The sequence below is a fragment of the Paraburkholderia dipogonis genome, assembly GCF_046027395.1.
Classification (GTDB): domain Bacteria; phylum Pseudomonadota; class Gammaproteobacteria; order Burkholderiales; family Burkholderiaceae; genus Paraburkholderia; species Paraburkholderia dipogonis_A.
On record NZ_JAQQEG010000016.1, the window covers coordinates 120,507 to 133,297 of the forward strand.

General features: G+C 61.3%; 12 protein-coding genes. 2 read left to right on the plus strand and 10 right to left on the minus strand.

Annotation, left to right across the window (positions count from 1 at the left end; all coding sequences use genetic code 11):
• Positions 1-95 precede the first annotated feature (95 nt).
• The 5 genes from PQR32_RS17980 to PQR32_RS18000 are packed head-to-tail and all read right to left on the minus strand — an operon-like array spanning position 96 to position 4,250.
• Positions 96-377 (minus strand): DUF2160 domain-containing protein, encoded by a 282-nt coding sequence (locus PQR32_RS17980; protein ID WP_408205239.1) that lies wholly within the window; start codon positions 375-377, stop codon positions 96-98.
• Complete coding sequence (locus PQR32_RS17985; RefSeq protein ID WP_134132701.1) at positions 377-1,186, minus strand: carbohydrate ABC transporter permease; 810 nt, start codon at positions 1,184-1,186, stop codon at positions 377-379. The genes PQR32_RS17980 and PQR32_RS17985 overlap by 1 nt, the downstream gene beginning before the upstream one ends.
• Positions 1,176-2,072 carry a carbohydrate ABC transporter permease gene (locus tag PQR32_RS17990; protein ID WP_408229424.1) on the minus strand — a complete coding sequence of 299 codons (897 nt, stop codon included), beginning with the start codon at positions 2,070-2,072 and terminating at the stop codon, positions 1,176-1,178. Before PQR32_RS17990 ends, PQR32_RS17985 begins: the two co-directional genes overlap by 11 nt.
• Entirely contained in the window at positions 2,069-3,157 is a 1,089-nt protein-coding gene (locus PQR32_RS17995; protein WP_408229427.1) for an ABC transporter ATP-binding protein, read from the minus strand. Before PQR32_RS17995 ends, PQR32_RS17990 begins: the two co-directional genes overlap by 4 nt.
• Positions 3,144-4,250, minus strand: coding sequence for an ABC transporter ATP-binding protein (locus PQR32_RS18000; RefSeq protein ID WP_408229430.1), 1,107 nt, complete (start codon positions 4,248-4,250; stop codon positions 3,144-3,146). The genes PQR32_RS17995 and PQR32_RS18000 overlap by 14 nt, the downstream gene beginning before the upstream one ends.
• Before the next feature lie 359 nt (positions 4,251-4,609).
• Between PQR32_RS18000 and PQR32_RS18005 the strand changes: the two genes are divergently transcribed.
• Positions 4,610-6,508, plus strand: coding sequence for a S9 family peptidase (locus PQR32_RS18005; RefSeq protein ID WP_408229433.1), 1,899 nt, complete (start codon positions 4,610-4,612; stop codon positions 6,506-6,508).
• 127 nt (positions 6,509-6,635) lie between these two features.
• Here PQR32_RS18005 and PQR32_RS18010 read toward each other — a convergent pair whose 3' ends face one another.
• On the minus strand, positions 6,636-7,166 hold the full coding sequence (locus PQR32_RS18010) for a MarR family winged helix-turn-helix transcriptional regulator (protein WP_408229436.1): 531 nt from the start codon (positions 7,164-7,166) through the stop codon (positions 6,636-6,638).
• Between the two features lie 106 nt (positions 7,167-7,272).
• On the opposite strand from PQR32_RS18010, the gene PQR32_RS18015 reads away from it, so the two are divergent.
• Positions 7,273-8,067 carry an SDR family NAD(P)-dependent oxidoreductase gene (locus PQR32_RS18015; RefSeq protein WP_408229439.1) on the plus strand — a complete coding sequence of 265 codons (795 nt, stop codon included), beginning with the start codon at positions 7,273-7,275 and terminating at the stop codon, positions 8,065-8,067.
• 33 nt (positions 8,068-8,100) lie between these two features.
• Here PQR32_RS18015 and PQR32_RS18020 read toward each other — a convergent pair whose 3' ends face one another.
• From PQR32_RS18020 to PQR32_RS18035, 4 genes are all read right to left on the minus strand, one after another.
• On the minus strand, positions 8,101-9,060 hold the full coding sequence (locus PQR32_RS18020) for an alpha/beta fold hydrolase (protein WP_408229442.1): 960 nt from the start codon (positions 9,058-9,060) through the stop codon (positions 8,101-8,103).
• 17 nt (positions 9,061-9,077) lie between these two features.
• Positions 9,078-10,490 carry an NAD(P)-binding protein gene (locus PQR32_RS18025; RefSeq protein WP_408229445.1) on the minus strand — a complete coding sequence of 471 codons (1,413 nt, stop codon included), beginning with the start codon at positions 10,488-10,490 and terminating at the stop codon, positions 9,078-9,080.
• Between the two features lie 133 nt (positions 10,491-10,623).
• Positions 10,624-11,340 (minus strand): glutathione S-transferase C-terminal domain-containing protein, encoded by a 717-nt coding sequence (locus PQR32_RS18030; protein ID WP_408229448.1) that lies wholly within the window; start codon positions 11,338-11,340, stop codon positions 10,624-10,626.
• Between the two features lie 200 nt (positions 11,341-11,540).
• Complete coding sequence (locus PQR32_RS18035; protein WP_408229451.1) at positions 11,541-12,563, minus strand: SGNH/GDSL hydrolase family protein; 1,023 nt, start codon at positions 12,561-12,563, stop codon at positions 11,541-11,543.
• Positions 12,564-12,791: the final 228 nt, after the last annotated feature.

Genomic DNA, 12,791 nt, shown 5'->3' on the forward strand with positions numbered 1-12,791 from the left:
GTCTCCGCACCCCTTGGATCAACTGCCGAGGTCCGCCCGGGGCATCAACGGAACCGGTCTGTCCAGATACGCAAACCTTCAGGACGCAACGCTGTTCATCCTTTCCACATGACGATCAGCAGCACGAGCATCGACGCCGCGAAACCGGGCCACGCGCTCGCGCGTTCCGCGCTGATGCCGATCCATGCGAGATTGATGTACGCCGCAATCAGCAGTCCGATAAAGAGCCGGTCGCCACGCGTAGTGCCGATCGGCAGGAAGCCTTTTCGTTCGACGGTGGGCGAGCGGATTTCCCACACGGTCATGCCCGCCAGCATCACCACGACGCAGCCGAAAAAGATCGCCACTTCCGGTGTCCAATACATCCACGTCAGCATCAGACTCTCCCCATCGCAAAGCCCTTCGCGATGTAATTCCGCACGAAATAGATGACGAGTGCGCCGGGCACGATGGTCAGCACGCCCGCCGCCGACAGCACGCCCCAATCCATCCCCGCCGCCGATACCGTGCGCGTCATCACGGCGGCAATCGGCTTGGCGTTGACAGTGGTGAGCGTGCGCGCGAGCAGGAGTTCGACCCAGCTGAACATGAAGCAGAAGAACGCGGTCACGCCCACGCCCGACTTGATCAGCGGCAGGAAAATCTTGATGAAGAATGCCGGGAACGTATAGCCGTCGATGTAGGCGGTTTCGTCGATTTCGCGTGGCACGCCCGACATGAAGCCTTCGAGAATCCACACTGCGAGCGGCACGTTGAACAGCATGTGCGCGAGCGCGACCGCGATATACGTGTCCATCAAACCGACGCTCGAATACAGCTGGAAGAACGGCAGCAGGAACACCGCGGGCGGCGTCATCCGGTTGGTGAGCAGCCAGAAGAACATGTGCTTGTCGCCGAGAAAGCGATAGCGCGAGAACGCGTAAGCGGCAGGCAGCGCGACCAGCACCGACATCACCGTGTTCATCAGCACGTAGATGATGGAGTTGATATAGCCCCAGTACCAGGACGGATCGGTGAAGATGACCTTGTAGTTGTCGAAGGTCACGTGATGCGGCCAGATCGCGAACGCCGACATCGTCTCTTCGTTCGTGCGCAGCGAGATCGACAGCATCCAGTAGAGCGGAATCAGCGCGAACAGGATGTACACCGTCAGCACGACCACGCGCATCCAGCGGTTATTGCGCATAGTCGTCTCCGGTGGTCGCGGGGCCGCCTTTGCCCACGCGCTCCATCCAGTTGTAGAGAATGAAACACAGCAACAGGATGATCAGGAAGTAGATCAGCGAAAACGCCGCCGCCGGGCCGAGGTCGAATTGGCCCACCGCTTTTTGCGTCAGGTACTGCGACAGGAACGTGGTCGAATCGCCCGGGCCACCGCCCGTCAGCACGAACGGCTCGGTATAGATCATGAAGCTGTCCATGAAGCGCAGCAGCACGGCGATCATCAACACGCCGCGCATCTTCGGCAGCTCGATATAACGGAATACCGCGAAGCGGCTCGCGCCGTCGATTTCGGCGGCCTGATAGAACGCGTCGGGAATCGCGCGCAGACCTGCATAGCAGAGCAGCGCGACGAGCGGCGTCCAATGCCAGATGTCCATCACGAGCACCGTGATCCACGCGGCGGCGGGACTGGCCGTGTAGTTGTATTCAATGCCCACGTGATTGAGCGCATAACCGAGCAGGCCGATATCCGGCCGCCCGAAAATCTGCCAGATCGTGCCGACCACATTCCACGGAATCAGCAGCGGCATGGCCAGCACGACCAGCGACGCCGACGCGCGCCATCCGGACGCGGGCATCGCCAGCGCAAGGCCGACGCCGAGCGGGATCTCGAACAGCAGCACGCACGCGGAGAAGATGATCTGCCGCCCGAGCGCGCCGCGCAGGTCGTCGTCGTTGATGATCGCGCGAAACCACTCGGTGCCGACGAACACATGCTGCGTCGGGCTGATGATGTCCTGCACCGAATAGTTGACCACCGTCATGAGCGGCAAGATGGCGGAGAACGCGACGCAGATGAACACCGGTACGACCAGCAGCCAAGCCTTCTGGTTGACGGGCTTGTTCATCGCGTAATCCTTTCATCGTTGCTGAAGAACACGGTTTCCGTCGTGGCGAGCTTCAACCAGACCGCCCCCTCGTCGACACGCAGATGCGGTTCGACCTTGGCCCTGAAGACGTGCCCATCGCATTGCGCCGTGACCAGTTGGTAATTGCCGAGTTGCTGCACGCGCAGCAGGTGTGCTTTCACCGCACCGGGTTCACCATCGCTCACCACGCGCACGAACTCCGGGCGAATGCCGAGCGTCAGCGTTCCGTTGGCGTGCTTCAGCGTATCGAGCGTAGGCGGGTCGAGTTGCAAGTGTTGCGTGCCGATCTTGATGCCGTCGGCGTTCAGCTCGATCGGGCAGAGATTCATCCCCGGACTGCCGATGAAGTAGCCGACAAACGCATGATCGGGTCGCAAAAACAGCGCTCCCGGATCTCCCTTCTGCACGACGCGGCCGTTCGTCATCACGACGACTTCATCCGCGAAGGTCAGCGCCTCGACCTGATCGTGCGTCACGTAGATCAGCGTCAGCTTCAGTTGCTGATGAATCTTTTTCAACTGACGACGGAGGATCCACTTCATATGCGGATCGATGACGGTCAGGGGTTCATCGAACAGGATCGCGGCGACGTCCTTGCGCACGAGGCCGCGCCCAAGCGAGATTTTCTGCTTCGCATCCGCCGACAGATTGTTCGCCTTGCGCGGCAATTCACGCGTCATGTCGAGAATTTCCGCCACTTCGTGAACGCGCTGTTTCACGTCACGTGCCGTCATTTTCCGGTTGCGCAGCGGAAACGCGAGGTTGTCGAACACGCTCATCGTGTCGTAGATCACCGGGAACTGGAACACTTGCGCGATGTTGCGTTCGCGCGGGCTCTTCGCCGTGATGTCGCTTCCGTCGAACAACACCTTCCCTTCCGACGGCGTCACGAGGCCGGATACGATGTTGAGCAGCGTGGACTTGCCGCAACCGGACGGCCCAAGCAATGCGTACGCGCCGCCGTCTTCCCAGACCATGCTCATTGGTTGCAATGCGTAGTCGTCGAGCGTGGCGGGCTTGGGTGCGTAAGCGTGCGCGAGATTCTGGAACTCAATGCGCGCCATGAGCGGCCTCCGGGCCAGACACCAGCGTCGTGTCCGCGCCGAACACAAACAGTTCGTCGGGGTCGATGTACACGTCGAGTTCCGTACCGAGATCGATCTGATGCACGCCTTGCAGTTGCGCGACCAGATCGATGCCGCCTTGGCGCGTATGCAGATGCAGGTAGGTTTCGGAGCCGCTCAATTCGGCCAGTTCGAGCCGGCAAGGCACCGCAACGGAGCGCTGGGTTCGCGGCGCGAGTCGCAGATGGCCCGGCCGCACGCCGATACGGAACGTTTCGTTTCCGCTGACAGCGCGCGCGCTGGCCCGCCCGAGCGGCACGTCGATGCCGATCGGCAGGCGCGCGGTGCCGTCGGCGGTGAGATCGCTGGCGAGCATGTTCATCGGCGGATCGTTGAAGACGGCGGCGACGTCGATAGTGGCGGGCGCGTTGTACACATCGAGCGTCGGGCCGTGTTGCAGCACGCGCCCCTTGTCGACGATCGCCGTATAGCCGCCGAGCAGCAGCGCTTCGAGCGGTTCGGTCGTCGCGTAGACGACGGTGGTTTTGCCGTCCGCGAACAGCGTCGCCAGTTCGACGCGCAATTCCTCGCGCAGCTTGTAGTCGAGATTGACGAGCGGTTCGTCCAGCAACACCAGCGACGAGCGCTTGACCAGCGCCCGCGCCAGCGCGCAACGCTGCTGCTGGCCGCCGGACAGTTCGCCCGGGCGCCGCTGCAGCAGGTGGTCGATATGGAGTTTGGCGGCGACTTCGTGGACGCGCCTTTTGACTTCGTCGGCGCCGGTCTTTTGCAGCTTCAGCGGCGACGCGATGTTGTCGAACACCGTCATGGCCGGATAGTTGATGAACTGCTGATAGACCATCGCGAGGTTGCGCTGCCTGACGCTGACGCCGGTCACGTCGTTGCCGTCGGCCAGCACCCGGCCCGAAGCCGGGCGGTCGAGTCCGGCCATCACGCGCATCAGGGTGGTCTTGCCGGCTTGCGTCGGTCCAAGCAGCACGTTGATCGCGCCGGGCACGAGCCGCAGATCGACGCCGTACAGGTGCGTCTGAGCGCCCGAAACGACTGTCACCCGCTCCAGTTCCAAGACCAAATCGCTCTCCTTTTTTCTAGTGCGTCTCCGGTGCTGCGGGTGCCTTCTGGTTCATCTTGGGCGGATGGCAAGGCGCGCCCTTTTTTCTGAAAGGAAATCAAAACAACGGATTCGATGTTCCTTTTTGTTCGTTTACGTTTAAATTGGTGTTAACCATACAATCGGTCGACAATGAAGTTCTCTGGCGTTTACCGTATTGATAACGATTGCTTTCGTTGAATATTTTATTTCGTGCCAATCGTAATCTGGGTGTCAGCGTAACAGAATGGTAATCAGTCTGAGGGATTGCCTGCTCGCGCCGCGCGGATAGGACGCAGGTTTGACGCGCATGGTCAAATGGGGCTTTTGGGGAGAACTGCATGAGTGCCGTCAATGATCAGGAAGCCGCTCGCCCAACCGTCAAGCTCTATTCGGTACGCGACTTTTTCCGCAGGCCCGAGAAACACCAGTTCACGATTTCGCCGGATGGCCGGCATCTCTCGTTCTTGACTCGACACGCGGGCCGCCAGAACATCTTCGTTCAGGAAATCGGCGTCGATGGCTCGCCGCTTGGGGACGCGCAGGCGCTGACCAACGAATCCGAACGCGATGTACCCGGCCACGCCTGGAAAGGCAACGACCGCATTCTGTTCGTCAAGGACTTTGGCGGCGACGAAAACTTTCACGTGTTGTCGGTGCCGATCCATGGCGGCCAACCGGTCGACCTGACGCCGTTCGACGGCGTCAAGGCGAGCATCGTCGACGATCTCAGGGACGATGACCGCCATATCCTGATTCAGATGAACCGGCGCGACCCACAGGTATTCGACGTGTTTCGTGTCGACGTCGTCACGGGCGCGTTCACCCCGATCGCTGAAAACCCCGGCAACATCATGGGTTGGATGACCGATCACGCCGGGAGCCTGCGCGTTGCGACCGCCTCCGACGGCGTCAACACGACCCTGCTCTATCGCGATACCGAGACCGAACCGTTTCGCCCGATCCTGACGACGAACTTCCGCGAAACGGTGTCGCCGCTGTTCTTTACCTTCGACGATCAGCGTTTGTACGTGCTGTCCAATCGAGGCCGGGACAAGACGGCCATCTTCGAGTTCGACCCGCAAACCGCGCAGGAGGGCGAATTGCTGTTCGAAACCGAACACGTGGACGTGAGCGGTCTGGCTTATTCGAAACATCGGCGCGTGTTGACTGCCGCGTGGTACGTCGATGACCGCATGCATCGGCACTTCTTCGACGAATGGGCTCGCTCTATCCACGAGGACCTGGGTCGTCAGTTGCCCGGCCAGGAAATCTCGATCACGAGCATCACACGCGACGAGTCGCGCGCGATCGTACACGCTTCGAGCGATCTTTCGCCGGGCTCGATCTGGACATACGATATCGCCACCCGTCATCTTTCCAGGCTCACCGAGCTCATGCCCTGGCTCGACGCCGCGGACATGGCGCGAATGGAACCCATCCGCTTCGTCGCGCGCGACGGTCTGCAGATCAACGGCTATTTGACATTGCCCGCGGGCATCGAAATCGGGCAAAAGCTGAAGCGGCCGCTCCCATTGATCGTCAATCCGCACGGAGGGCCTTGGGCGCGCGATTCGTGGGGATTCAACCCTGAAGCGCAATTGCTCGCCAATCGCGGGTATGCAGTCTTGCAGTTGAACTTCCGGGGATCGACGGGCTATGGACGCGCGTTCTGGGAGGCGAGCTTCGGTCAATGGGGCAAGTCGATGCAAAACGACATCGACGACGGTATCGACTGGCTCGTCGCACAAGGTCTGGTCGACCCCGCGCGCGTGGGCATCTACGGCGCGAGCTACGGGGGCTATGCGGTGCTCGCCGGCGTGGCATTCACGCCCTCGCGCTATGCGGCTGCGGTCGACTATGTCGGCGTCTCGAACCTGTTCACATTACTCGAATCGTTGCCACCGTATTGGAAGCCGATGCTCGACATGATGTACGAGATGATCGGCAACCCGCAAACCGAAACGGGCAAGCAGGCGCTGCACGATGCATCGCCGCTATTCTTTGCGGAGCGGATCGTGACGCCGCTATTCGTCGCACAAGGCGCAAACGATCCGCGAGTCAAGCAAGCCGAAAGCGACCAGATTGTGGACGCCCTGCGCGAGCGTGGGATCGACGTCAAGTACATGCTCAAAGACAACGAAGGGCACGGCTTCCGAAACGAAGAAAATCAGTTCGAGTTCTACGAAGCTATGGAAGCCTTCCTCGCGCAACACCTGGGCGGCCGCTCGACGGCGTAACGCTGAAGGTTCAGCGGCGGTGATGGCCGGCGCTGATCGACCCGCGGCGGCCTGCCGTGCCATGAGGACGAACATCCACCGCGCGCCAGCCGTTTTCACGTGCGAGTGGTCGATACCGGCCGGGAAGCTATTCCCCGTGATAGGCCGCGAGAAACTCGTCGGACGCCACCTCATCCGCGAGCGCCCGCAGCGTTGCAGCCGAGTCGCGGCCCAACACGTCTTCGACGCGACTGTTCGCTTCAGCCCAAAGCACCAATGCCTCCGAGAGGCGCTTCTTGCCAAGGCGTGTAAGAACGCCGTGTTTTGTCCGCCGGTCCTCGGCGTCCTGGCGCAATTCCACCAGTCCGTCCCGCACCAGCGGCCTTAGCGCATGTGTCAATGCCGAAATCTGGATCGCGAGTCGAGCCGCCAGGTCCTGCAATGTCGGCCCCTCTTCACTGCCGCTGGCGGAGAAACGCTCAATTTCGGCGATCAGGCCGATCTGCGTGGCCTTCAGGTCGAGCGGCGCCAGCGCCTCGTCGTATAGCTGGCCCAGTCTGCGTGCGGCGCGCCGCAATGCCGTGTTCGTACACGCGAGTTCGCCGAGGATATCCCGCTCATCAGTAGCTGGCCGATCCAGATCGTCTGGGTTCACCAGTGAATCAATTTTCTTTCCCATACGCATAGGATGGTTGAGTACTGCACTGTTGACAAGAGGGAGCTGTCTGGTTATATACTTGAGCCCTCAATCATTATAGTTGAGTACCAAACTAACGGAGTCACCTATGTCCAGTTCACGGAAAGTTGCTGTCGTAACCGGAGCGTCGTCCGGTATTGGTGCCGTCTACGCGGACCGCCTTGCCGCTCGCGGCTACGATCTCGTCCTCGTCGCACGGCGCGCCGATCGTCTCGAAGCGCTCGCTGCGAAGGTATCGGCGGCACACGGCGTCAAGGTCGATTCAATTGTTGCGGACCTGACGAAGGACGCTGATCTGGCGCGTGTCGAGAAGGTTCTCGCCACCGATCCGGCCGTGCGCGTTCTGGTCAACAACGCAGGTCTCGCGCGACTGCGGCCGGTCGCGGAATCCTCCGCCGAGGACACGGGTTCGCAGATCGCGCTCAACATCACGGCGCTCACCCGGCTGACGCAGGCCGCCGTGCCGGCGTTCGTGTCGCGAAACGAGGGCGTCATCGTCAATATCGCTTCCGTGCTGGCGATCCACTCGATGCCCGTCAGCGCCGTCTACAGCGGCACCAAAGCGTTCGTTCTGCAATACAGCCGCGGCCTCCAGCAGGAACTCGCGGAGACTGGCGTGAAGCTGCAACTCGTCCTTCCGGCATCGACGGCAACCGAAATCTGGGACGAATCCGGCATCCCACTTTCGGCGCTGCAGAAAGAATCGGTGATGACGACAGAGAACCTGGTCGATGCGGCTTTGTCCGGATTCGATCAGGGCGAAACTGTCACGTGGCCGTCGGTGGCCGACGCGAGCCTGTGGGATACCTACGACACTGCCCGCTCGGCGTTGTTTGCCGCAACGCAGGTCGGCAAGCCGGCCCCGCGCTACAAAATCGGTTGATTGTCCTCGGGAGCGCAAAGCGCTTCCGACCCGCTACAGTCCTCTCAGGAACGCAACTAGCAAGTCGTTCACTTCGGCCGAACGTTCGCGCTGAATCCAGTGACCCGCTCCATCGAGAATATGGCAGCCACGCAATCCGGGTAGCACGCGCGCCAGATTCTCGATACGAGCCTGCGAGCCCGGAAACTTGAGAACATCGTCTCTCGCGCCCGCCACGAACATCGATGGCTGCCGGATCACGGCCCCTCGCCATGCAGCCATCAGTTCCGACGAGCGTCGAATGCAGCGGTACCAGTTCAGTCCACCTCTAAAGCCCGTGCGCGCGAACTCGCCCGCCACATAAGCGATCTCTTCGCTGCTCAGCCAGCCCGGCAGCGTCTCGGGGTCCACGGTGCTGTCGAGAAAACCCGCACCGGGCGCCAGTATTCCTGCCACGACGCGCTCGGGTCCATCGCCCGACATGCTGAAAGTGATCCGTCGAATCGCGGCTTCGGGGTCGGCCTCAAACTCGCTCTCGGCCACACCGGGCGTCTGGAAATACTGCATATAGAATGTTCGTATTCCTTGACGATCCAATGCACTGAGCAAATCCTCCCGCGCAGGCGGATGAAACGGCACGCTCATGCCGACGACAGCACGGAACAGATCCGGCCGCATCAGCGCCGCATTCCAGGCCACCGGCGCACCCCAATCGTGGCCGACGATCACCGCCTCGCTCTCACCAAGCACGTTGACGAGTTCGACCATGTCGCCGACGAGATGCAGCATCGTGTACGACTCCGCATCCGGCGGCGCATCGGTGCCGCCATAGCCACGCATATCGGGCGCGACAGCGCGGAAACCCGCGGCGGCGAGCGCCGTCAACTGATGTCGCCAGGAGTACCAGGACTCCGGAAAGCCATGACATAGCAACACTAGCGGGCCGCTGCCCTGGCTGGCTACGCGCATGCGAAGTGCGCCCACCTGCAGCGTTTCGAGGCGAAGTTCGTGCAAGGTCGGCTCCATGAGGTTCAGTTCAGCGTGGCAAGCAACGCTGGCAGCCTGGCGGCCGCCGCCGCGGCCTTGGCCCCGCTCTCCTGCAACAAAGCGAGCTTGGCGGTGTCGTCGGGTCGCATGCCACGCATGATCGCGTTCTGGCTGTTCAGGCGGCATTGCGACAGCCAGGCGTTCAAGCCCGCGTTCTGCCGCCAGCTCGCCATGTTGGCAAGGGTCACCGCCCACATGCGTAGCCAGTCGACGGGATGCTCGGGGCTGGGCACGAGTCGGCACAGCGCGTTCTGCTCGGCCGGGTCCGTGACATGGCTCTCGACATACGCAATCAGCGCGGCACTGAAGACCGGTTGGCACCAGCGCACCATCAGCAGATTGATCTGGTCGCCGTCGAACACAGGCAGCGCGGGCGGCATCTGGATCGCGCGGGCGGAGCAGTCGATATAGAGCGTGTCGGGGTCGGCGGGCAGCGAGCCTCGATCGAGCGTGATCTGCGTGGACTGCACCGATTGCAGGTGACCGAGACGCACAATGTCTTCGATACGCCGGAGTTGTTCCAATTCCGCCTGAGAAACGGTGGCGCAACGATACATGCTCGGTTCGACTGTCTTGTCGATGCGCACGAGCAAGCCGCGCTGTTCCAGCCTGGCAAACAGATCGGGTGTCGAACTCGCCTCGGCGATGGCTTCGAACTGACCGATGGTGCTGCCGATCGTCCGCTCCAGATTCTCCGCGCCGGGCTGCGTGTTGGCGCGATCCAGCAGCCACGCATCGCGCGGCATGATCCAGCGCATGCGCGACGGCGCCACTCCGTTTTGCAGCAGCCAGAGGCAGGCATCCATTCCAGTTTTGCCGGAACCCACCACTGCATAGCTGGCATGTGGACGTTGAATGTCGGGCAGCCGGTTCAACGGTATGCAATTCACGTCTGCCGCAACCGTGTATCTGGGAGGATGCGTCGACGGCACTTCTGTCCGCGCATGGGTGGCGTTCACGAGTTTCCTGCGCGCAACGACTTGCCGCTCGTCGCCATTCATCAACGACTTGAAGCGATGCGTGCCGTCGACGCCCGCGCTGTAGTCGCTCATTGGAAACCATTGAACGCGGCCCGAGGGCAAGAAGCGCTGCCGCATCACCTGGTCGAAATGGCTTAGCACTTCCGCGCCACTCGCCAACTCGTACAGGCCGGTGTTCAGACCAGTCTCGTCCTTGGTCCAGGTGCTCAGCTCGCGCGAGTTCACACCGTAAAAGGCGGACGGCTGATGCAGACCGACGAATGGATAGGCGTCGTTCCAGTGACCGCCAGGACGATGGTGTCTGTCGACCATCACCACGTGGGCGTCGGTCTCGCTGAGCAGCGTGTCGACGAAAGCCATGGCTGTCGCGCCGGTGCCGATGACGAGGTAGTCGGTTTCGATCGGTTGAGTGCCCATTGTCTCTCGCTCCCGATGCGTTTCACGGCAGCAGAACACATTGCCAATAAATCATGCAGGCGCCGTATGTAAGCGCTCCAGCGAATCAATAAGCCTTAATGGACCATTTTGCCGAGTTGCCCATTCGCCCACCTCAAGGGGATACCCGTACATGTAGCTCGACGTTGATCCGCCCATGAATGGCCTCGCAATGGCGAACGAGCGCAGGACGCGAGAGCACGAACTGCTTCAACGGCGTATCGATCTTGTAGAAGTAGATGTTGGCGACAAAGCCATAGATCGCGGCGTCGACGGTGGTCGGGTCGGGCCCAAAAACAAATCCGTCGTTGCCGAGCAGGTCCGCCACGACACGCAGATCGTCGATACCTCTCGCATAGACCTGCTCCGGCTCATAGCGGCCGATGCCCTGATAGTGATACCGCAACCGGTTGTATTCACGCGCGGCTTCGAGATCGCTCGCGCTCACGTCTGCGTGCGTTGCGAGGATGGCGTCGCGGAAAGACGGCCAGAAGCGGTCGTCGCGCCAGCGTGAAAAGCTCATCGGCCAGTACAGGTCGTCGAGCGTTCTTCGGACCAGGAAGTCGAGATTCAATTGCCCCGGCGAAAGCGCGTGGTCGATGCGTAGGTCGTACCGACGCTTTAAATGGGCGATGATCCGGTCGCTATCGCCGATCGTTTCTTCGCCATCGCGCAGATACGGCAGTTGTCCGCGCGGCGCGAGGCTCGTGTCGAGGATGTGACGATGCTCGAAATCCATCCCGCACAGACGCATGAACGCGAATACCTTGAGACCGAAGGGATTGTTGTCGGCAACGCCAAACAGGTCGGGGTAAGAATAAAGCGTCAGCATGAGGCACTCCTCGCCGGGGGCCGTCACTCCGCGAGAAGTCGCTACTGCGGAGTGCGGAAGTGAGCGGGCACGATGCTCCCAAGCTTACTCGACTCGTGGTTGACCGTCATGGAATTGGCGCGCGAACACATCGCAGGTGCGCGCGATGACGATATCGACGCGATCGGTTTTTTCCAGGCGCCGTGCGCCACCTCCCGAATTCAGTGACCGAGACCGCTCTTGGCGAGCTGCTGCTCAACGAACTGGGCGAACAGCGAATGCAGATGTGTCGTCGGATGAAGGTCGTCGGCGAACATATACGTCTGGTCCGCGTTGGCGCTCACGTAGGTGGGCGGCGAGCACAGCAAGGACGTATTATCGGGCGTCTTCTTGGGGTCGCAGGCTTGCGCCGTATTCGACACCGTGAAGCCATTGGCCTGAAAGTTGGCGATGATCCCGTTTAACCACGTATAGGCATCGATCTGGATGACTTTCGGTTGCAAGCCACTAGTCTGCAACGCGGTGTTCAGGCTATCGTTGAACAGTTGCGATAACTGGGTCAAGTTGGCCCCGCCATCCGACGACGTGATGCCGTCCGGCGAGAGTCCGACATTCGGAAGATTAACCACCACGACGTGCGCGCCGCCGTTCTGGACGATCTGCCCGATGATCTGAGCAAGCGTGTTAGCCGCCGTCTGCACGGTGGGCGCCGCAGCCGGCAACTGCCCGGCGCGAAGCACGTCGTTCGCGCCCGCCCAGACGAGCACCAGTTGATTGGCGCTAAAGTTGCCGTGCGCGGCCAGATAGCTCGAAACCTGCTGATTGACAGGCATTTCGACGTTGCCGATCACTGCGGTCAGAAAATCGGATTGGTTTGCCGGCGTCGCCACGGTGGCACCGCCTTCCGCATAACCGAGGCCGCCCTGCGCACTGAGCTTATGCGTGATGTCGATCGTGTACGCAGCCTTTAGCGTGTCGCCGTAGTACTGCGCGACATTCTGAGTCCACACCTGGCCGGGATTGGTCGTGAAACGCCCGCCGCCAACCGCGCTTGCGAGCGGCGCGTAGGTGCCGACGTCCGAAAGGCTGTCGCCGAACGAGACGATTTGCAGATTGATACCGCCTGCCGGTGTGGCTGCGCCGCCGCTATTATTCGAGTCGCCTCCGTGCCCGCCACACGCCGGGAGCAGTGAGATCGCCACGGCAAAAATTGCAGCGCGTACCTTGTCATTTATTCCATGCATGGCAACGTCTCCCGAACCGGCCGGAGAGCTGTGGCCACTTTGCGGCTCAACCGCGCGTCGCTCTCCCGATAAGCACTCCCTTCAAGCAAAAAGCGTGCGCTATCGCGGTTGGCGTTGCCGGGTTGTCACGCATGCCCTCGGGAGCGGCGGACGACATGAAGCAATGACGGGGTATACGACCGTCGTCAATTAAAGGATTCCATATCAATTCAGTGCTGGGATTTTCGG